22 protein-coding genes and 1 other annotated feature are annotated in these 19,873 nt (G+C 48.8%); of the genes, 2 read left to right on the top strand and 20 right to left on the bottom strand.

The window, feature by feature from the left end:
- Positions 1–147: 147 nt before the first annotated feature.
- The 5 genes from ypeB to NYE54_RS12440 form a co-directional block, all read right to left on the bottom strand.
- The gene (gene ypeB, locus NYE54_RS12460) at positions 148–1,497 is read right to left on the bottom strand and encodes a germination protein YpeB (RefSeq protein ID WP_339272147.1); all 1,350 of its coding nucleotides are present in this window, start codon (positions 1,495–1,497) and stop codon (positions 148–150) included.
- 90 nt (positions 1,498–1,587) lie between these two features.
- Positions 1,588–1,734 carry a hypothetical protein gene (locus tag NYE54_RS12455; protein ID WP_009595221.1) on the bottom strand — a complete coding sequence of 49 codons (147 nt, stop codon included), beginning with the start codon at positions 1,732–1,734 and terminating at the stop codon, positions 1,588–1,590.
- Between the two features lie 73 nt (positions 1,735–1,807).
- Positions 1,808–2,503 (bottom strand): glutamic-type intramembrane protease PrsW, encoded by a 696-nt coding sequence (gene prsW, locus NYE54_RS12450; RefSeq protein WP_076320947.1) that lies wholly within the window; start codon positions 2,501–2,503, stop codon positions 1,808–1,810.
- A gap of 57 nt (positions 2,504–2,560) precedes the next feature.
- Positions 2,561–3,172, bottom strand: a complete 612-nt coding sequence (locus NYE54_RS12445) for a genetic competence negative regulator (RefSeq protein WP_076320946.1) — start codon at positions 3,170–3,172, stop codon at positions 2,561–2,563.
- Positions 3,173–3,373: 201 nt separating this feature from the next.
- Positions 3,374–3,748 carry a hypothetical protein gene (locus NYE54_RS12440; protein WP_339272146.1) on the bottom strand — a complete coding sequence of 125 codons (375 nt, stop codon included), beginning with the start codon at positions 3,746–3,748 and terminating at the stop codon, positions 3,374–3,376.
- A gap of 93 nt (positions 3,749–3,841) precedes the next feature.
- Here NYE54_RS12440 and NYE54_RS12435 point away from each other — a divergent pair, with 93 nt between their 5' ends.
- Positions 3,842–4,753 carry a polysaccharide deacetylase family protein gene (locus tag NYE54_RS12435; RefSeq protein WP_339272145.1) on the top strand — a complete coding sequence of 304 codons (912 nt, stop codon included), beginning with the start codon at positions 3,842–3,844 and terminating at the stop codon, positions 4,751–4,753.
- A gap of 51 nt (positions 4,754–4,804) precedes the next feature.
- Here the strand turns inward: NYE54_RS12435 and NYE54_RS12430 are convergent, their stop codons facing one another.
- The 3 genes from NYE54_RS12430 to NYE54_RS12420 form a co-directional block, all read right to left on the bottom strand.
- Positions 4,805–5,623 carry a metallophosphoesterase gene (locus NYE54_RS12430; protein WP_339272144.1) on the bottom strand — a complete coding sequence of 273 codons (819 nt, stop codon included), beginning with the start codon at positions 5,621–5,623 and terminating at the stop codon, positions 4,805–4,807.
- Positions 5,620–5,838: a hypothetical protein gene (locus tag NYE54_RS12425; RefSeq protein WP_339272143.1), complete on the bottom strand. Its 219-nt coding sequence runs from the start codon at positions 5,836–5,838 to the stop codon at positions 5,620–5,622. The genes NYE54_RS12430 and NYE54_RS12425 overlap by 4 nt, the downstream gene beginning before the upstream one ends.
- A 193-nt stretch (positions 5,839–6,031) precedes the next feature.
- Entirely contained in the window at positions 6,032–6,616 is a 585-nt protein-coding gene (locus NYE54_RS12420; protein ID WP_339272142.1) for a CPBP family intramembrane glutamic endopeptidase, read from the bottom strand.
- Between the two features lie 226 nt (positions 6,617–6,842).
- Positions 6,843–7,073: a binding site (T-box leader), on the top strand.
- A 191-nt stretch (positions 7,074–7,264) separates the two neighbouring features.
- On the opposite strand from NYE54_RS12420, the gene serA reads away from it, so the two are divergent.
- Positions 7,265–8,857, top strand: a complete 1,593-nt coding sequence (gene serA / locus NYE54_RS12415; protein ID WP_076320940.1) for a phosphoglycerate dehydrogenase — start codon at positions 7,265–7,267, stop codon at positions 8,855–8,857.
- Between the two features lie 123 nt (positions 8,858–8,980).
- Here the strand turns inward: serA and NYE54_RS12410 are convergent, their stop codons facing one another.
- From NYE54_RS12410 to NYE54_RS12355, 12 genes are all read right to left on the bottom strand, one after another.
- Positions 8,981–10,414, bottom strand: coding sequence for an ATP-binding protein (locus NYE54_RS12410; RefSeq protein ID WP_339272141.1), 1,434 nt, complete (start codon positions 10,412–10,414; stop codon positions 8,981–8,983).
- Between the two features lies 1 nt (position 10,415).
- Positions 10,416–11,132, bottom strand: a complete 717-nt coding sequence (locus NYE54_RS12405) for a response regulator transcription factor (RefSeq protein WP_009595176.1) — start codon at positions 11,130–11,132, stop codon at positions 10,416–10,418.
- Positions 11,133–11,232: 100 nt separating this feature from the next.
- Complete coding sequence (gene ccsB, locus NYE54_RS12400; protein ID WP_076320938.1) at positions 11,233–12,486, bottom strand: c-type cytochrome biogenesis protein CcsB; 1,254 nt, start codon at positions 12,484–12,486, stop codon at positions 11,233–11,235.
- Complete coding sequence (locus NYE54_RS12395; RefSeq protein ID WP_339272140.1) at positions 12,473–14,176, bottom strand: cytochrome c biogenesis protein ResB; 1,704 nt, start codon at positions 14,174–14,176, stop codon at positions 12,473–12,475. The genes ccsB and NYE54_RS12395 overlap by 14 nt, the downstream gene beginning before the upstream one ends.
- On the bottom strand, positions 14,173–14,700 hold the full coding sequence (locus tag NYE54_RS12390) for a redoxin domain-containing protein (RefSeq protein WP_076320936.1): 528 nt from the start codon (positions 14,698–14,700) through the stop codon (positions 14,173–14,175). Before NYE54_RS12390 ends, NYE54_RS12395 begins: the two co-directional genes overlap by 4 nt.
- 125 nt (positions 14,701–14,825) lie before the next feature.
- Positions 14,826–15,581, bottom strand: a complete 756-nt coding sequence (locus NYE54_RS12385; RefSeq protein ID WP_071223906.1) for a pseudouridine synthase — start codon at positions 15,579–15,581, stop codon at positions 14,826–14,828.
- 21 nt (positions 15,582–15,602) lie between these two features.
- Positions 15,603–15,941 carry an N-acetylmuramoyl-L-alanine amidase gene (locus NYE54_RS12380; protein ID WP_076320935.1) on the bottom strand — a complete coding sequence of 113 codons (339 nt, stop codon included), beginning with the start codon at positions 15,939–15,941 and terminating at the stop codon, positions 15,603–15,605.
- 125 nt (positions 15,942–16,066) lie between these two features.
- Positions 16,067–16,600 carry a spore maturation protein gene (locus tag NYE54_RS12375; RefSeq protein ID WP_076320934.1) on the bottom strand — a complete coding sequence of 178 codons (534 nt, stop codon included), beginning with the start codon at positions 16,598–16,600 and terminating at the stop codon, positions 16,067–16,069.
- A 6-nt stretch (positions 16,601–16,606) separates the two neighbouring features.
- Positions 16,607–17,239 (bottom strand): nucleoside recognition domain-containing protein, encoded by a 633-nt coding sequence (locus NYE54_RS12370; RefSeq protein ID WP_076320933.1) that lies wholly within the window; start codon positions 17,237–17,239, stop codon positions 16,607–16,609.
- A 63-nt stretch (positions 17,240–17,302) separates the two neighbouring features.
- Entirely contained in the window at positions 17,303–18,484 is a 1,182-nt protein-coding gene (locus tag NYE54_RS12365; RefSeq protein ID WP_339272139.1) for a D-alanyl-D-alanine carboxypeptidase family protein, read from the bottom strand.
- A 236-nt stretch (positions 18,485–18,720) separates the two neighbouring features.
- A complete protein-coding gene (ytfJ, locus tag NYE54_RS12360) occupies positions 18,721–19,170 on the bottom strand; it encodes a GerW family sporulation protein (RefSeq protein ID WP_076320931.1) in 450 nt (149 codons plus the stop codon).
- Complete coding sequence (locus NYE54_RS12355; RefSeq protein ID WP_339272138.1) at positions 19,143–19,823, bottom strand: DUF2953 domain-containing protein; 681 nt, start codon at positions 19,821–19,823, stop codon at positions 19,143–19,145. The genes ytfJ and NYE54_RS12355 overlap by 28 nt, the downstream gene beginning before the upstream one ends.
- Between the last annotated feature and the right edge of the window lie 50 nt (positions 19,824–19,873).

Raw genomic sequence — 19,873 nt, 5'->3', positions numbered from 1 at the left:
TCCATAGGACAAAATCTTCAAATTAAGGTCGAATCCTGTCTAATCTTGGGAAACATGGGACTCTCCCCGCTCTTTCAGCTCCTTCATCCAAGCAAAAAGCCGATTCAGGTTATCTCCTGAACCGGCTTCAATCGCGCAATACTTTGATTATCTAATTCCTGCCTGTGCATCCTTGACGACCTCAACCGTTTCCTCAAGGCCGGTATCCGAATTAATGTAAATTCGGTATTGAGACCCGTTGATTCGCCCGCCGAACTCATAACACAGAACATCCTCGGAGCGATCGTTTTTGATTAAGGCCTTACGGTGATAGAGCACTTTGAACTCAGGATTCAAGACCTTCTCCGCTTCGGCAAGACTAAGTTTCGGCTGCGGGATTTCTCGCTTGATTTGATGCTCGTACACAAAGTCGCTGGCCTGGAATCCAATGACATCCCCATTATCCAGAGCCGAACGAACGGTAATTTTTTCAGGGTAAATCAGCACGCCGTCCTCTTCGCGGACAAAGGAGAAGTTGGCCAGGTTGTCATATTGGTCCGCCGAAACAACTGTCATGTCGGAATAGCCTTTTTTTGTCAGGAATTGCTGGGCTTTGTCGATAGCATTTTGAACGGACACTTTCTTCGCACCAACATTCCGCTCATCTGTATAAGAGATCAGCTGTCCGCCTTTTTCGGTAAAGTCCATGCTGAGCATATGACCCTTCGGATGTTGCACCTTCGCCGTATAAGATACCCACTCGGTGCCACTGCCGTTCTTCGTCACTTGTACTTTGGCATTATTACCCACATCGGAGAACTTCAGCGCTTTACGCTTCACATCCGCTTCCGATATCGGCATACCCGCCAATTGCTTCACAGAACGGCGGTCATAAATGCTGCTTACCGATGGTCCCCAGTCAAGCTCAGGGTAGGACTCCACCTTTTTATCGACCGTTTTGAAGCCGTCAATAATGGAGTTGTCCTGAACTTTATTCGTAGCCAGAGCCGTCTCTACATCCATCCAGCGCAAACTGTTTGCGATAACCTTATTCTGCACATGCTGCAAATCCTTCGTAATTTCACCGGAGTTGGCGTACAAGGATTTCAACGTTTTGACTTCACCCTCACTGAGCGGCTCCTTCGTTAAATCGCGTACACCTGTTTTGTAAGCAAAATTCGAAATTCGGGAAAGGAACTCTTCCGTCTTGTTGAAAGGAAGGAGCGTAAGCGGCAGCTGGCTGATCTCATTCTGAGCCTGGCTGGTTAGGCGCCATACATTCATCAAGCCCTTCCGGTGCATCCCTTGGGAGGTAGAACTTACCGCAAGCGTATTGCCGAGCTCGGCATGAATCCTGTCCATATTGTAAGACAAGTCATGGAATGCCCGTTGGTATTGGTTCTCCGCATTAATCAATATGGCGTTTTTCTCTTTATTCTCTTGATAACCCCATACCAGAGCCCCGATCAATAAAATTGTGGCCACAGGAAACAGAATAGCGCTTAATCGTTTGTACATGATGCTTATAGTCTCCTTTCTTCTACTCACTGCCGTTAGTTTGACTAGAAGAAAGAAGTCTTATGCATATCTGTATAATTCCTTCATCCTTTAGAAATCTTCCTCAATATCGAAGTGATCACGATTGTTGCACAGACACTGCTTAAATCCGGTTTCGATCCGGCCCTGTTCCTTTTTTCCCCGCAGCACAAAACGTTCACCGCAATCCTTACAAAGAATTTTCACTTTTACACGCAAAAAAAGACACCTCCCTTTCTATGATTCCCTGGCTGTCAACCGAGGTCTATAGAAAGAAGTGTGCCCTGATTTGTTAAGTGTTAACCTCTTCCTCCCGCTTGATGAAACGAAAAGGAGAACGGTTGTTAGCTCTAGAGATTTTGCCCATGCCGCCATACCATAGCAGCACCATAAGCGGTACGATAAACCATACCCATGTGTGGGTCAGCAGATTCAGAATCAGGTCGTACAGACCATGCCACATCCAAGGCAGGAACAAGGATAGAACGAGAAAGAACCTTCTTCGTTTCCCTTCCGTGAACCTCGCATGTCCCATGTAGTATCCCATGATGACGCCAAACATCGCATGCCCCGAAACGGGCAGCAGGGCTCGCAAGAACATCGGACCAAAGGCTGCCTGGCTGTACCAGGCGTAAAGCAAGTTCTCTACCGTAGCAAATCCCAGCGATATCGCCACTGCATAAAGGATGCCGTCATAAGGCTCGTCAAATTCCGTATGGTTAAAAATAATATGGTACATCACGAACCATTTCAGAAATTCCTCAACGCCCGCCGAAACGAACAATGAGTTGACTACCGGATTGTCGCCAAGCCATAGTATCATTCCCCGCTGCAAAATCATAACCGGGAAAACGATCAGAACCCCTAGCATGAACACCTTGATCACCATGTGCAGGGGCTCTTGATCATACCTATCTTTCAGGTAAAAATACGTGAGCAATGCGAGTCCCGGCGCCAAAGCTGACGCAATTACCGAGAACACCAGCACTAAAATTCCCCTTCCGTTAGTTGCGGGCCTGAAGTCCGGCACGCACGCCCACCTTGATTAATGCTGACGCTGGAAGTGTGTACAGATTACCTCAATCGCTTGCTGAGGCATGACTTTCTTCCCGTATTCCTCCAGCATAGCCTCTGTTACTGAGGAGGATTCACCGAATTCAGCCAGCATCGCAATCACCGCCGGCAGCTTCTCGCTATCCAATTCCTCAGGGTCGAAGTACAAAAACCATCTATCCATATAGTGATAGAGCTTACCCGCTCCGCCTACAAGATCCTTCAACATATGCGATGCTTCAATGAGCACTTCAAAATCTTGAAAAACATAGACGATAGTATCACTTTGATCCAGCGTTACTTCCATTTCATAAATCTCGTCCGGCATATCTTCTTCGGACAAGCCGCCGAAATGATGATCGTATTTCCCTCTCGTCACAATAACCACCATGCCCTGGGCAGGCAGCGCAAACACCTCAACGGCAAGAGGTCCGGTGGCATCAAATCCGAGTTCACTGTATGCCTGATCCATCATCTCCGTAAACAGGTCATAAACTTTCGGTATTTCCTGCCACATCTCTTCCTTCTGGATCCCTCGCTCACTCAGATCGTCAAACGTGAGGAAAATCCGTATCTTATCTTGACTCAAACGCTCTATTTTCATGACAGGATCCTCCTTACGTAAACAAAAGTTTATAACAAATTATGATGTCTGGATTATGACGTGATAAAAATGGTTTTATATAATTGATTTTATCATTTAATAACCACAAATGCACGCAAATATGTAGCTGAAGAAAAAAGAATCATTCACAGGGATTCATGTGGCCGCTCCCCGTGAATGATTCAAAATGGTTCATGCCGTTTACAAACCCGGTATGACGGTGTGGGTCTCTTTTAAAATCTGTTCGACTTCGTTCTTGACATCAGGGTTGTTTCGGATGAAATCCTTGACTTGTTTCAGGTTGGCAGCCTTCGAATGAGTCGATGTCTGTACCCCTGCAGTTCCATTGGAATGAGTGGAATCATGTCGGCCTGAACTGGGAGACACGCTTTCTCGGCTCGAGCCAGAGTACTTCTGGCTCTTAGTGCCCTGAATTTTACTCATCGCGGTATCCGCAAATCGGCCAAGATTCGCATCTTTCATCATCGAGGAGAAAAGTCTGCTGTTATTCCGGGAAATGATTCGGCATGCAACGGCACCGATAATGACACCATATAGAAATGACGAAGTCTTCACACATGATACCTCCTTCTATGATAAACTCGAGATTATTGTTCTCGCACCGCCAGAAACTCATGCTACATAAATACAGGAAAGTGAGATGGAATCATGGTTAAAACACGAACAGTACTTCTGCTGGCTTGCTGCCTTATGCTCAGCGCATGCGGCAACAACGGAATGGATCAAAAGCAAAGCACGGCCACGGAAGTCGGTAATGACAGAGCAGCGCAGCAAAATGAAACCTCTGGAGCAGTGTCCACTCCGAAAGAAGGTACCGAGAAGGCAACCGAAACAGACAAGCCTGAAGCCGAGCCTGACGTGGATAAATCCGCGGACCCATCAGATGGAACCGATAAGAGTCCCGATGCCGAGGCACCGGTTGAACCGAAGTATCATATGAATAAGGTGTATCGCATCGTCCCCAATGATGAGTCCGTCCCCGAAAAAGTAGTGCTGCTCACGTTTGATGACGGCCCAAAGGACGAAACCATGATCAACCAAATGATCGACACGCTGGACAAACATGATGCCAAAGCGATTTTCTTCGTCAATGGATACCGTGCGAAGGCGCATCCAGAGCTGTTGAAACTGATCCATGACCGCGGTCAAATCATTGGGAATCATTCCTGGGATCATATCGACCTGAAAAAAGAAACCAAACAGACAGTGAAGAAACAGATTGGGGATGTGCAGCAAATCGTTAAGGAAGCGACCGGATCGGAACCGAAGTTTTTCCGTCCTCCGTTCGGCTCCGGCGGAGATACTGTAAAGGAAGTTGCCCTGAAGCATGACCTGCTGTTCATGACCTGGTCCAACGGTTCGCTCGATTGGGAAAGCAAAAATAAAAACAAACCCGATGCCGTAGTCAGCAATGTACTGGAACAGCTTCACCCTGGCAGCAACATTCTGATGCATGAGCTTCCGTGGACCGTAGAGGCCCTCGATACCTTACTGACCAAGCTTGAAGCCAAAGGGTATGGCTTCGTGGATCCGCAATTCATCGAACCTAAAATAAGATAATCCGAGAAAACACAAAAACCTTAATTCTGCCGTCACCATCTGACGATCGAATTAAGGTTTTTTGCGTAGTGTAATCACATGATATTCTGCGGGACATTGCAAGCGCAGCGGGATATGCGAAGTGCCGAATCCCCGGCTGATCAGCATCCTGGAAGAATGCTTGGTTTCGCCCGCCTTTCTCGGCAGCGTATACCATCCGGATTTAAACTTCTTGTAGAAACGTGTCAATCGAACGGCTCCTGCAACTGGCAGTACAATCTGCCCCCCATGGGTATGTCCCGCCAGCACGAGATCCCCATGCACCGCATCCTTGTCTTTGACCCATATTGGATCATGCACCAGAATAATGTGATACTGGTCTTCGGCTGCATTTCCCCGAAATCTTGTATACGGGTGCTTCCGGCTTGCCGGCTGCCTTACCCCGCTGAGAACCATAAGCTCGTTACTGCGCTTTAACGTAACGGTCTTGTCATTCAGCAGAGTAACGCCGCTCTCCCGTAATACTTTACGGACGGCGTCCTTGCCTGCATTCAAATCATGATTCCCCAAGACGGCATACACGGGTGCGATACGGACCAGCACCGACATATTATGCCTCATACGCTGAAGGGGCACGCCTCTTTCCGTAATATCTCCACCAAGCAGTACGCAATCCACCGATGATAGATTGGATAATAGCTTTTCTTCTGATAATTGTCTGCGATGTATATCGGTAATGAACAATATCCGAAAACCGTCAAACGAGTGAGGGACACGTTCGGATACCACTTCTTCTTCACGCACCCGATAGCCCCTGGCTTCAGCCCTCATCCAGCCGATAGCGCCTGCACCAAGCGCCGCAGCACCTGCTATCCACATCAACACACTCATAATAACTCCTTTAATAATTCCTTTAATGGAGGCGCTCCGATAAGTCCCCACCACAGAAGACCCACCATTAACAATATGAAAATGACGATCAATGAGTTCACAAACCATTTGCTCATTCTTACGCGATACGAGGAATATGTATTCGTTCGTTTAGGAGCAGACGCTTCTTCCTCTGCTTGACGCTGGCGGGACCGGGTCGATCTGGAACGACTCAATCCATCCCCTGTTCTGCTTCTCTGGTGCTTTTGTTCCACGGAACTTGTGGAGGGTGACGATTTAGATCGACTCGATGTTTCATCTGCTTGTCGCGATTTCGCTGCCGCTCTTTTTTCTGATTGAGCCGTTGACTTGTTCTTGCGGCTTTTTTTTCGGCTCTGATGTCGCTGCATTCTGCTAAGTTCGTTCATGTTACTCTTTCCTCCGAAACCGAATCAACATTCCTGATATGAAATCAATCAGAAAATGGCACAGGATGGGCGCCCAAATGGTACCCGTTTGAATATAAACATAACCCAGACCGTAACTGCTCAAGAAAACCCATCCGGTTGGAAGCCAATGTTTTAAATATCTGACATGAATAAGTGCGAACAAGATACTAGTCCAATATGGTCCGAACGCATGCTGGATGGCTCCTCGAAACAATAACTCCTCACAGATGGATACGATCAGAGCTATAATAAAAATATGCCAAACCGGCCTTTTTCGGAACAACATTTCATTGATTCCGCCATCGTCCATACTATCCTCTGACACAAACCGGGATAATACAAAATCCACGACCAGCATTGCTGCAGCAAGTCCGAGCCCCCAATATACAAACTCGATATCCTTCGGAATGATAAAGAGCCCAAACGGATTCCTCTGCTGAAACAGGATCCAGATCAAACCTGCAATTAGCGTCAATGCTTGGGTAAGATACAGATTAATAAGCAGCAGCCGATCATTTAATTGATGGGCCTCGATTCTTTTTACGCGTATTTTAAATTTTTTCATAGAAGATGGGCCTGTCTTTCATCTTGATTTTTAAAGATATTTTCGTGGACAACCATAGTAATATCAGAATAATTCAATCATAGGCGGGCATATGCATCATAGCAAATTAACGGCATGACATTCAAGGCTAACCCTTGATTCTTCCCCTACTATAAGGCCTATGGACAGAATAAACACCTATTGACACAATGTTAGAGCCATGATACATTATGAAAAAATTAATCTGTGAAAACCGATGATGGAAAAGAGAAGCTGTAACGTCCTCAGAGAGCCGATGGTTGGTGTAAATCGGTGGCGTAAAAGTATTCTTAAGCGTTCCTGAGATATTTCGCTGAAACTTGAAGTAGGCGCAAATCGGATGATATCCGTTACCAATCATGGTCTGAACAGACCGCTTGAGGCTGCCGCATCTTGGCAGCGAATAAGGGTGGCACCACGAATAACTCTCGTCCCTTACTACGGAGGTAGTATGCGGATTGGGAGTTTTTTTATGTTCCTGTCTCTTTGCCACGACACCGCGTCAAACCTGTATAGACCTCTTGCAGCTCTATTGGAATCTTTGGTGTATAACGGAATACGCCCAGCGTAATCCTTATTCAATATTGCAATACCGCAATTTATAGAGGATTTTAAGGAGGAAGAGAAACCATGTTTAAAGTATTGGTATCGGATCCGATCAGTGATTTGGGGATCCAGCAATTAATGGATGCCGCCGATGTGCAGGTAGACAAAAAAACGGGGCTTAATGAAGATGAGCTCACTGCCATTATCGGTGAATATGACGGGCTCCTCGTACGGAGTCAGACACGTGTGACAGAACGCATTATGAATGCAGGAACCAATCTCAAGGTTGTCGGCCGTGCTGGTGTTGGCGTTGACAATATCGATCTTGAAGCCGCTACGAAACGCGGGATCGTTGTTATTAATGCGCCTGACGGTAACACGATTACCACTGCAGAGCATACATTTGCCATGATGATCGCCCTCGCCCGCCACATCCCGCAGGCCTATGCCAAGACGGTAGGCGGATCCTGGGACCGCAAATCCTTCCTCGGCGTTGAGCTGCGCAACAAAACGCTGGGCGTTATGGGAATGGGAAGGATCGGCAGCGAGGTAGCTAAACGCGCCAAGGCTTTCGGCATGAACATCCTTGCCTTCGATCCGTTCTTGACGGAAGAGCGTGCGGACAAACTGGGCGTGACACTCTCCTCGGTAGATAACATTATCCGCAGCGCAGACTTCATTACGGTCCATACTCCGCTTACGCCGGAAACCCGCCATATGATCGCAAGACCGCAATTCGAAGTCATGAAGCGCGGCATGCGCATCGTGAACTGCGCCCGTGGCGGCATTATTGACGAGCGTGCCCTCGTGGAAGCCATCGATGAAGGCATTGTTGCCGGAGCCGCATTTGACGTGTTTGAACATGAGCCGCCTGAAAGCGATCATCCGTTCCTGAACCATCCAAAGGTTATTGTAACCCCGCATTTGGGTGCATCTACTGTTGAGGCTCAGGAGAACGTTGCGATTGATGTATCGGAACAAGTGCTCCATATCCTTCGCAACGAGCCGTTTAAGAATGCGGTCAACTTCCCGCTTGTAGCGGCTAGCGTGATGAACAAGCTGCAGCCATACTTCTCGCTCGGCGAGAAACTGGGCAGTGTAGCTGCTCAGATCACCGCACACGCGGTGAAGGAGATTCACGTTGACTATGCAGGCGAGCTGGCTGAAGTCGATACGCAAGCCCTGACCCGATACATCGTGAAGGGAGTGCTGGAACGCCACCTCGGAAGCGAAGTGAATATTGTAAACTCCATGCATTTGGCGAAGAGCCGTGATCTGCACGTCGTTGTGTCCCAGACACCAAAAACCAAAGACTTTACCAACCTCGTTACCGTTACGCTTAAAACGCAAAACGGTTTGGAGCGAATTGTTGCAGGTACCCTCCTGCTGGGTTACGGCGAACGGATTGTCCGTCTGGATAAATTCCCGGTCGATATTTCTCCGGAAGGTCATCTGATTCTGATTTCCCATAACGACAAACCGGGCCTTATCGGTCGTGTCGGAACGCTGCTCGGCGAGAACGATGTCAACATCGCCTCCATGCAGGTTGGACGTAAAGTCATCGGCGGGGAAGCCATCATGCTTCTGACGGTGGATAAAGACGTTCCTAAGGACGTTCTGATCAAGCTTACCGGGCTGCCGGAACTGAACACCGCGCAGCAAATCGCGCTGGGCTAAATTCAGGCCAATTTAAGATATAAGGGGTTAATCATTGTTCCACGTAGAACAAGATTAACCTCTTAATTTCAACAAAAAAACACGCTCCCTGTGAGCGTGTTTTGTCTTTTGTGGAGACATTCCCTAAGATTCTGCCGATTTTGTTGGAATGATCATCGTAAACACCGTTCCTTCGCCTACTTCACTTGTTGCGTTAATCGTACCATGATGCGCAATCACGATATTTTTCACGATGGCGAGGCCTATGCCGGTTCCCACCGTCTCCCCCCGCACACGCGCTTTATCGGCCTTGTAGAATCGCTCAAAAACAAAAGGCAGATCCTCAGGCGGAATACCGATGCCTTGGTCGCTAATCTTCACCTGGAGAGCCTCTGTGTTCGATACGGTAATCCGATCCGCAATGATTCGAATCTGCTTGCCTGAAGGCGTATGACGAAAAGCGTTGTCCAGCAGATTGGTCAGCACCTGTTCTAGCTTATCTTCATCCGCCGCTTCGAGCAGAAGATTCGAGTGAAGTTTATTAAGCTGAAGATCAATACCACGCTCCTTGGCTCGAACAGTAAACTTCCGATATACCCTTTCACACAATTCACCTGCATCCATCTTCCGCAGGGACAGCTCTGCATGCCCCGCTTCCATACGGGTTAAATCAAGCAGATCCTTCACCAGTCGGCCCATACGAAGCGATTCCTCATGAATTACCTGTATCAATTCTCTGCTCTCTTCCGGTGAAGCTGCCATTCCGTCAAGCAGCGCTTCACTGTAGCCCTGCATCATGGACAGCGGTGTACGGATTTCATGCGACACGTTGGCGATGAAATCCGTACGCATCTTCTCCAGCGTAACTTGCTCGGTAATATCTCTTAACACGACAACGGCGCCGCGGATCACCTCATCCGAATATAAGGGAGCCATATGGGCTGACCATATTCCCTGCTTCACATGCAGGTCAGCGCTTTGGTCTTTTCCTTCGTTCACGGTGGCATAATAAAGCTCACTGAGCGGTTTTGGCATGACATCGGCCGCCCAGCCTCCGCCCTGCAGCTCATCATCCCATTGCAGCCCTTTCCAGGTTTTCATGATTTCCTGCCCTGGCGGGTTCACCAAAATGACCTGACCATGATTATCAAAAGTAATCACCGCGTCACTCATGCTTCTCAGCACACTGGATAGATGCTCCTTCTCATGGTTCAAATTGCGGATATTCGTTTCCAGCTCTGCTGCCATATGGTTGAACGTATTGGCCAGCTCGCCAATCTCATCACTGGTTACCAAATTTAATCGAGTGCCATACTTCCCTTTTCGGATGTCATTGGCTGCCTCAATGAGCTGCTGCATGGGCTGGGTAATCTTCGTTAACAGAAACAACCCGAAAAAGGTGGTCATCGAAAAACCAATAATGGCCACATAAGTAAATAAACGTTTGATGGCATCCGAATTCGCAAACGTGGTATCGATATAGGGGAGCAAAAATAATCCGAGCGTCAGCAGTACGCACGCGACTAAACAGGTTATCGTAATCCACAACTTGCCGACGAGTGATCTCCAGAAACTCACGTTACTTCGGTACCTCCAGCTTGTAGCCTACTCCCCATACGGTCGTAATCATCGCTGCGGATTCTGCGGATACCTTATTTAACTTCTCGCGCAGCCGCTTTACGTGGGTATCGACGGTGCGAAGATCGCCGAAAAATTCATAATTCCAAACGTCCTTAAGCAGTTCTTCGCGCGAGAATACTTTGTCCGGGGACGAGGCTAGGTAGTGCAGAAGCTCATACTCCTTCGGCGTCAAGCTGATTTCATGCCCTCCGGCCGTCACGCGGTGAGCATCATGTTCAATGATCAAATGCGGGAAAACAATGCTGTTGCTTGGGTTCGGTTCCTTGCTCAAATAGGCCGTAGCGGACGAGCGGCGTAAAATCGCTTTAACACGATAGATCACCTCGCGCGGACTGAACGGCTTCACAACATAATCGTCGGCCCCCACTTCAAATCCCTGTACGCGATTGATCTCCTCACCCTTGGCAGTCAGCATGAGAATAGGCGTAGATTTTACCTGACGGAGACGTGTGCACACTTCGACACCATCCATCCCGGGCAGCATCACATCCAGAATAACGAGCCCGTAGTCTTCGGAACTTGCTTTGCGAAGAGCAGTTTCTCCATCCTCCGCCTCTTCGATTTCATACCCTTCCTTCTCCAAATACATTTTTAACAATCGGCGAATTCGTTCTTCATCATCAACAACTAGTATGCGATTTCCGTGCTCTGACATTGGCAGCCAACTCCTTCATTTTTATAGGGAAAATCAGAAGTGGCCCTCTTGATTAAGAAAGGGCCCTTCTGATTGATCATTCACTGCTATTCGATTTACATTAATCGGTTCCCGCATAGGAATGCAGACCCGCGATTATCAAGTTGACGCCGACCAGCGTAAACATGACCACGATAAAGCCGATAACGGACAGCCAGGACGAATATTTACCCTGCCAGCCGCGCGATAGCCGGAGATGAAGGTACACGCTGTAGAACAACCATGTAATAAGCGCCCATACTTCCTTCGGATCCCAGCCCCAGAACCGGCCCCAGGCAATTTCTGCCCAAATCATGGCGAATATGAGACCTCCCAGTGTAAATACCGGGAACCCAATCGCAATGGCTCGATAACTGATTTCATCCAGATCGTCCGGATCCAATCTATTAAGGGCAGGCTGAATGAACTTGGCCAGCGGCTTGCGCAGGATAAGGCGGAGCAATCCGTACAGGATCAACCCCGTGATCAGCGACCATATCACCGTATTCAGCTTACGTCCAGCGTTCACGCCGTGCATCCAGGACGGAGCTTCCATGAGTGGAGATTTCATGCCCAAGAAGGACTGCATGCTCTCCGTTTCGCTTTTATAAGGTGCGACAAGCGGTGGCATGTTATATTCCACTTTTACTATTGTACTATTTTCTGTCTTCGGGTCAACCAAAGTCTGGTTAAATTCAGCCTGATATCCGCTCGCACGGAAGCTGTATACCGACAAAATAAATCCAATCAGGATCACGATGGCAAACATGCAGAGTTCAAGCCAGCGCTGTTCCTTGCGCGCGCCTTTGTCTGTTCCGCTAAAGTTAACGGTACGGAGCAAGTGCATCAGGCCGGCGATAAAACCGACCGCAAAAAATGCATCGCCCAGCGCAGCCAAGGTTACGTGAATCCCCAGCCAATAGGACTGAAGCGAAGGAATCAGCGGCTGCACCTCCTGCGGAAACACAGCAGCATACGCCATGATCAGAATAGCCAGCGGCAGTGCAAACAATCCGAGCAGCGATTTTTTGTAGATAAAATAAAGTACGAGGAAGGCAATCATGATTGCCATCGACAAGAAGGTCATAAACTCATACATGTTGCTGACAGGCACATGTCCAGAGCCCGCCCATCTCGTAAAGAAGTACAGCAGATGTCCGATCAAACCGATCGATGCCGTAACAAATGCAATCTTCCCCCATTTAGCCAAATGGGCTTCCGGGTCCCGCTTGCGGAACCGTCGTCCCATCACGGCAAGTGCATACATGATAAATGCCGCACAATACAAGGTAAAAGCAACGATAAATGCGTTGCCACTAAAATCAATTAGATTCATGCTTAGTCCCCCTGTTATTCTCCAATGACTTTTCATCGACTTCGATATTCATTTGCTTGAGGATCGCGGAGATCTCCTTGCGAAGCCCAAACCAGTTCTTGTTCGTATGTGCGCCAAGGGTCAGCGTTTGGTTATCAATACGCAGCCAGATCCGGCGATGGGTGAAATAAAAGCCCATGATCAGGCCGAGCATACCGATAAAACAACCAATCCAAATGAACGGCATGGCTTTATCCACACGAATATTCAGATAAGTCGTAGATTCCGAAAAGTCCACATCGTCCATGCTCCGTACATCCAGTTGTACGAGCGCTTCCCCACCCGCCAGCTGTGCATTGATCGCTTCCTGATTAAAGCGTTCCTTATCAATCTGTTTAGGGAAGTAGAAGTATTGAATGCCTTCCTTCGGCAGTTCAGGTCCCTTAATCAGAAATAAGAATGCAGGCGCATTCGGGTTAGGTGACAGGTTTACCGGTTTGCCATTATCGCCGAGTCCAAAATCGGTAAAGGATTGTGTAAGCGTTAACGTATATTCTCCCGCCTGATACTCTCTTTGAGGATCGTCGATCGACAATGTGATTTTGCCGTATTCCTTCCCGCTCTTACTGTTAATCAGCACCGGCGAAACCGAACGGAGAATCGGGGTCAGATCATAATCGAATTGATAAGCTTTTAACCCTTTGTAATTAAGAGGATGATTCACCTCGATGTTATGGCGTGTCAATTCCACGAGCTGAGGTTTTTTATCAAAATCGTCGCAATTGGCCTCGCACATATACAGGATCGCCTGGGTTTGGAACTCCTTCGGCAGTACTTTATTCTTGCCTTTGAATTCCTCAGGCATATCGTCCTCGGTGTAGAACTCCACCTTAAAGCCATCGTTCAATAAATAGTAACTGGTGTTCTTGATGTGCACCGGTTCATCTTGAGGGAAAGCCATGTGCTCGTCCATATGCAGTCCGGGAAGATTCCGTCCAAGAACTGCAAGCAGGAAAACAATCAGACCGATATGAAGAACATAGGGGCCCCAGCGGCTGAACCGCTGCTTCTCTGCCAGTAGGGTTCCGCCATCCGTTCGCACTCGGTAACCCTTCTTCTTAATGATTGGCTTCACCCGTTCAACCCAGTCGGCACCGTCTTCATCAACATGCCCTTGGTATACCACCTTCTGGCGGGTAAGGAAGGACATGTGCTTCGGAATCCGCTGTCTGCTGAGCGCTTTGTACAGCGGCAGGACCCGGTCAAGACTGCAAATGACAAGCGATGCGCCGATCATGACAAGCAGCAGCACGAACCACCATGACGTGTATGTATGAGACAGCCCGAGCAAGTAATAAATATGCCCCAGCTGTCCGTACTCCTCTTTGTAATAAACTGAGGGGTCAATATTAAGGAATGTACTTTCCTGCGGAAAGATGGTCCCCAGCGAGGAGCCAATCAGCGTAAGCAATATCAGATATATTGCTACTTTTACCGAAGAAAAGAAATTCCATACCCTATCGATCATACCGGGGTTTACTTTCTGTGATCGACGAGCAACGCCGTCATACCGCATTTCCAGAATCGGCTGGGCCTCCGCTTCCTCGGTCAGCGGCTTCCCGCAAGCCTCGCAGAGGACCGTCCCCGTTGGATTCTGGTGTCCACAATCACACTTCGTGTTCTGGATCAAAGGCTTGGGACCTTGACTCATTTCGCATTCACCAACTGTTCAATTTGTTTATCAAGGGTGTTCAAATCCAGTTCGCCTATACGAATATGGTCAATCTTGCCAGAGGCCGTAACAAAAAAGGTGGTTGGCATGGGCCCAACCCCATAGCTGGCAACAGCATTCCGTTTCGGATCCATCAGTATGGGGAACTTCACGCCGGTTTGAGCAACGAAATTCTCAACGGTCATTTTGTTCTCTCCCACATTAATTCCGATGATCTCAACGCCTTGACTGCTCCATTTCTCCCACTGAGCTTGTAGAGCTGGCATTTCCCGCACGCATGGCGGACAGTAGGTGCCCCAGAAATTAATCACCCTGGCCTTACCCTCGTATTCACTCATGGTATGTACGCCGCCATCCATGCCTAGAAGTTCAAAATCCGCTGCCTTTTGACCCACTTTGGGAACCTCATCAGAGCCGAATACAACGGTTGCAACGGCGTACACTCCGATCAGGATAATGGCAAGCAGAATCACAATCTGTACGCTTTTCTTTGATTTGCCCATAAAGCAGCAGCTTCCTTTCTATGACATTCATCATATCGTATACTACGGGTGTGAACATCCTATGAACAATTATAACGAAATTTGTCATAAACGCCGCTCGCCATTTTGAATATTATGTGTCGGGTTTAACGTTTTCTCTTCGGTTTCCCGCCCGGCTTAGCGGCTTTCGCCATCTGCAAAAGCTGGTTGATTTCATCCGCTGTCAAATGGCGGTACAAGCCCCGTTTTAAATTTTGCAGCAGCAGATCACCGTAAGATATACGCTTCAATCGCGTTACCGGATGGGAAATCGCTTCGAACATCCTTCTCACTTGACGGTTGCGGCCCTCATGAATGGTAATCGATATGACGGATTGTTTATTATCCGGATCCACATCCTTATACTCCACCTCGGCAGGAGACGTCATGCCGTCTTCCAGCATAATCCCTTGGCGAAGCTTGTCCAGTTCGGTGCCATGGGGCACCCCTTTCACGGTAGCCAAATAAGTCTTGGGTACATGATATTTAGGGTGGCTGAGTAGATTGGCAAATTCGCCGTCATTGGTCAGCAGCAGGAGTCCTTCTGTATCATAGTCCAATCGTCCAATCGGATATACCCGCTCTTTAATGCCCTTGAGATAATCCGATACAATTTTTCGGCCTTCGGGATCAGAAGCGCTTGTAATGACTCCCTTCGGCTTATTTAGCATAATGTATACCTTTTTCTCATTCTTTATCGGTTTGCCTGAAACCGTAATGATATCCTGGGCTGGATCGGCCTTCGTGCCGAGTTCGGTAACGGTCTCTCCGTTTACCTGCACCTTGCCTTCAAGAATCAATTCCTCGCACTTGCGGCGGGAAGCGACTCCGGCCTGTGCCATAATTTTCTGTAATCTCTCCATGTTCGTTAGGTCACCTCATTCCTAATGATAACCATCGACAGGATAAATCACAAGCGCGTTCCATGGAAAATGTGCCCCGGGACAGGTGTCGGAGTGAGGAAACAAGTATAACGGGGAAATATCATGGAGTCTGGATAGCTCCAAAATGATTTTGCTGGCGGTAAACAGCTGTGTTTTCTGGTCCAGCGACATGGACTGGTAGCCAATATTGAAGTCGCCCTCAAGGCAGATGTGAATCTGTCCCGGCTGAACCAGCATGGATGAAGAAGAGACCGAGCCGTCCTGATGGATTTTAAAATCCCAGTTCCGCGGTTCCCGCTCGCACACGGTATGATGAATAACAAAACCCTCGAATTCCATTGCATCACCCCTACTACAATTTGTAACTGCAGCAGTATATGACGCGATGGAATCGAGGGTATAGGCATACGTCCTGTTACATAGAAAAAACGCTCCGTCTTACTCAGACAGCCCGCATGTCTTAATTATCCGAACACCAGCAGACATACGGCAATCGCCGCAATAAAACCGATCAAATCGGAGAACAGCCCCACCTTCAGCGCATACCGGCCATTGCGGATACCCACGGCGCCAAAATAGACGGTTAGAACGTACAAAGTCGTGTCCGTACTTCCTTGTATGGTCGAAGCAATTCGGCCAATCATGGAATCCGGACCATATGCCCGAATCAATTCAGTCGTGTAAGCGAGAGAGCCTGTGCCCGTCAACGGCCTGAGAATTCCCAAAGGCAAAATCTCGCTCGGTACCCCTAGCGATTGCAGAAAGGGGCCCGTCCAACCCACAAAAAACTCAAGCGCACCGGAAGACCGAAATACGCTAATGGCAACCATCATGCCGACCAAGTGCGGGATAATCCCAATCGCTGTGGAGAAGCCGTCCTTGGCTCCATCCACAAACGATTCATATACGGGTACTTTGCGCGTATAAGCATAAAGCGGAATGAATGCGATAATAATGGGAATAGACCAAGCGGATACGAGATTAATCCATGATAGCAACCCTCATCACCCCTTCACATCCGGGTTCAGGCTTGTACCGATTCCCGGCGGCTTCTGGCGGCGTATCGTCCGTCTTCGATACCATCGGTCAGCCATTATGGCGGCCGCCGTTGCAATCGCAGTGGCCAAAAGCGTGGTACCGACGATTTCCGAAGGATTAGCGGACTCATAATTCAACCTGATTGCGATTAGCGTTGTCGGTATCAGCGTAATGCTGGCCGTGTTTAGTGCAAGCAGCGTACACATCGCCGGAGAAGCTGTTTCCTTATCCGGGTTTAACTTCTGAAGCTCCTGCATCGCTTTGATACCCATCGGAGTTGCCGCATTGCCCAGACCGAACAAATTGGCGCTCATGTTAGACAGTATATATCCCATAGCGGGATGATTCTTCGGTACATCCGGGAACAGGAAGCGGACAACCGGGCCCAGCAGCTTGGCAACCTTCTTCAGCAGGCCCGCGTCCTCTGCCAGGCGCATCATGCCAAGCCAGAACACCAGTATGCTGATGAGACCGAAGGAGACAGTCACTCCCGTCTGGGCTCCGTCAAATGCGGCTTTTGTAACACTTTCGATGTTCCCGTTCACTGCCGCAAAGCAAACGCCGATCAGTATCATCCCCATCCAAATCAAATTGATCATCTCTTCGCCCCCGTTTGCTGCCCCCGCTCCGTGAGAATCCACGATCTCTTTAGCGAAGGCTAGTTATGATTTGGCCCTGAACAGATGCCTAAGCACTTCTCCTGCAGACTGCCACAGCGACAACGAACCGAGTGGTCCGGATGTGCTTCTTGACTTCTGCAAGACCTCAGGGACTTCAGGAAGCTTGCTTCCTTCCGCATAGACTGGAATTTTGCCGATGCTGACATTATCGAGCAGCAGTTCAATATGACCCCGTAGTCCGAAAGACAAGTCGGGTGTGCTCGCTTTATGCAGGACCAGTTTCTTCACCAAGCGTGCTTCCTCATCATGCGCGAACGCATACGTAAAGGAACTGCCTGTGACGAGTGGATAGCCCTGGATCTTCTGCCCTTTCTCCGTAACCTTTTTCAGTGGAAAATGGGCAAATCCGTAATCCAGCATCTTGGAATGGTCATTCCAATCGTTGCCGTCGTTCAGCGTGACCGCCGCAATCTGCTGACCGTTTCGGGTGGCAGAGCTCACCAGGCAGCGGAATGCTTTTTTGGTGTAACCGGTTTTGACGCCGTCCGCCCCCTCGTAGAAACGAAGCATCTTGTTTTTGTTATCCCATTTGTAGTCCCACGCTTCATTCGGATTGGGCGCTTTCTTGGTCGGGGTTTTGACAATCTCGCTAAAGACAGGGTTCTTGAGGGCATAGGCCGTCAGTTTGGCTACGTCATTAGCAGAAGAGTAATGTTCATCATGATCCAGTCCATGGGGATTCATAAAATGCGAGTTCGTCAAGCCGAGCCCTGCCGCCTTCTCGTTCATCAGCAACACAAAGCCTTCTTCCGTCCCCCCGACATGTTCGGCAATCGCCGTCGCGGCATCGTTGCCTGATCGCAGCATTAAGCCGTACAGCAAATTCTCAAGCGTCATCTCCTCACCAAGCTTCAGGAAGATCGAGGAGCCCTCTTTGGCAAAAGCATTTTGGGAGACCTTGACGCGATCATCCAGCTTGCCGTGTTCAATTGCCACGATGGCTGTCATGATCTTGGTCAGGCTTGCGATTCTCAAACGCTCGTCCCCGTTCTTACTGTACAGCACTCTACCGGAAGTGACATCAATCAGTGCAGCTGCCTGCGCATGATTGGTGGGGCCATTCTCATGATCTGCATGCACGGGGACAGCCGTAACCAGCAAGCAGCTTATGACCATCAACATGGATAACAAAGACTTGCAGTTCGTCCATTTCATTTTCATCATCTTATCCTCCGGTGTTCAGAAATCTTGTACAAGTATATGTCGTTCACGCTAAAGGTATGTCCATTTCGCAATAGAAACGTCTGTCGACGTACTTTCACCAAGACCGCCCCCCATTAAAGTGAAGTTTTTCCAGCAATGATCGGTTTGAGTTTAGCCTCGGCTGAAAGCTTATAAATCCACTAATCTTCACAGCAAAAATCCCTTTCGCTGTGAACGAAAGGGATTTGCTTGCTCCATCAGTACGCAGGCGGAGGCGTGGTGTCGTTCGCGGCATTGCTGCCTGATTGAAACATCGACTGGATTTGATCGAGTAAAAACGGTGTCGCATCAATAATACGTTCAAACAGATGGGTTTGATTGTCGAGCGGCACGATGTGCACTCCTTCTTTACCCACGACCAGGAAAGCAATCGGCCGAATGGACACGCCACCGCCGCTGCCGCCGCCAAAAGGAAGGGCGCTGTGATCGTGATGCGTCCCGTTCGTGGTAGTTGAGTGGGTGCCCCCCGCCTCAACGTTGTAGTCGCTACCGCCGGCAGCGAAACCAAAAGCCACTTTACTGATTGGCAGGATAACGCTGCCGTCAGGCGTATTCACCGGGTCGCCTACAATCGTATTAACGTCCACCATTCCCTTGATGTTTTCCATAGCCGTTTGCATCAAGCCTTGAATAGGGTGTTCTGCCATGATCTAATTCCTCCTTTCACCTTTAACACGCGAACTATAAGTACCAGTCCAGCATACATAGCTTTTCCGCAGGAGATTTTCGCTATGCAGTTTAGCTCTGTGGAAATTTGCGGAGGACCGTTAAAGATTGGCACCACATCGATTTGGGGTATCTCTTCCATGATCAGGCGATACGACATCCATCCCAAAAGCGTATGCTTGATGCCATGCAGCAGCCCGGTCGCTACCGCTGTATCGGCCGCATGCTCAAGCGCAATCCGGGTTGACCAGCGCACATCCATGAGATGAACGGCCGCCATCGTCTGTCTCGTCCATTTTTTGAAACCTTTTGTAGACCACAATACCCGCGCATAGTCCCTGTATCGAATAGTTCTGCTTGAAGGATCCTCCTGCTCTTTTGAATGGAGGGGAATCCCCTGCTCTACAGGAACGGTTTCCTTCTTAAACTCGATCCCACCGTTTGCCAGGTGAAAGGGGACCTCATATTTCCGCGTAATCAATCCGAAGATCATTTTAATTTCCGCCAACAATTTATATTCATCTTTTCTTAGAACCACATCCAGCTTAATCGTTACCTTGGAGCTCAGCACAACGACCAGCAATACGATGAGGAGAACGACCAAACCGACCGCCAGAAAGATCCATACCCTCACGAAGTAACCCCCAAAACGTACTTAGTAAAATGTAATCCGCTTGGCTTAGT

Origin of the sequence: Paenibacillus sp. FSL K6-1330 (assembly GCF_037976825.1) — a bacterium.
In the GTDB taxonomy this organism is placed as follows: domain Bacteria; phylum Bacillota; class Bacilli; order Paenibacillales; family Paenibacillaceae; genus Paenibacillus_AQ.
The sequence above is the reverse complement of the archived record's forward strand: the minus strand, read 5'-3'. Positions and strand labels throughout refer to the sequence as shown.

Coding starts and splice junctions, on each gene's coding strand:
- ypeB (WP_339272147.1), bottom strand. CDS start 1,497: ATGTACAAACGATTAAGCGCTATTCTGTTTCCTGTGGCCACAATTTTA.
- NYE54_RS12445 (WP_076320946.1), bottom strand. CDS start 3,172: ATGAAAATAGAGCGTTTGAGTCAAGATAAGATACGGATTTTCCTCACG.
- NYE54_RS12435 (WP_339272145.1), top strand. CDS start 3,842: ATGGTTAAAACACGAACAGTACTTCTGCTGGCTTGCTGCCTTATGCTC.
- NYE54_RS12430 (WP_339272144.1), bottom strand. CDS start 5,623: ATGAGTGTGTTGATGTGGATAGCAGGTGCTGCGGCGCTTGGTGCAGGC.
- NYE54_RS12420 (WP_339272142.1), bottom strand. CDS start 6,616: ATGAAAAAATTTAAAATACGCGTAAAAAGAATCGAGGCCCATCAATTA.
- serA (WP_076320940.1), top strand. CDS start 7,265: ATGTTTAAAGTATTGGTATCGGATCCGATCAGTGATTTGGGGATCCAG.
- NYE54_RS12405 (WP_009595176.1), bottom strand. CDS start 11,132: ATGTCAGAGCACGGAAATCGCATACTAGTTGTTGATGATGAAGAACGA.
- ccsB (WP_076320938.1), bottom strand. CDS start 12,486: ATGAATCTAATTGATTTTAGTGGCAACGCATTTATCGTTGCTTTTACC.
- NYE54_RS12395 (WP_339272140.1), bottom strand. CDS start 14,176: ATGAGTCAAGGTCCCAAGCCTTTGATCCAGAACACGAAGTGTGATTGT.
- NYE54_RS12390 (WP_076320936.1), bottom strand. CDS start 14,700: ATGGGCAAATCAAAGAAAAGCGTACAGATTGTGATTCTGCTTGCCATT.
- NYE54_RS12385 (WP_071223906.1), bottom strand. CDS start 15,581: ATGGAGAGATTACAGAAAATTATGGCACAGGCCGGAGTCGCTTCCCGC.
- NYE54_RS12380 (WP_076320935.1), bottom strand. CDS start 15,941: ATGGAATTCGAGGGTTTTGTTATTCATCATACCGTGTGCGAGCGGGAA.
- NYE54_RS12370 (WP_076320933.1), bottom strand. CDS start 17,239: ATGATCAATTTGATTTGGATGGGGATGATACTGATCGGCGTTTGCTTT.
- NYE54_RS12365 (WP_339272139.1), bottom strand. CDS start 18,484: ATGATGAAAATGAAATGGACGAACTGCAAGTCTTTGTTATCCATGTTG.
- ytfJ (WP_076320931.1), bottom strand. CDS start 19,170: ATGGCAGAACACCCTATTCAAGGCTTGATGCAAACGGCTATGGAAAAC.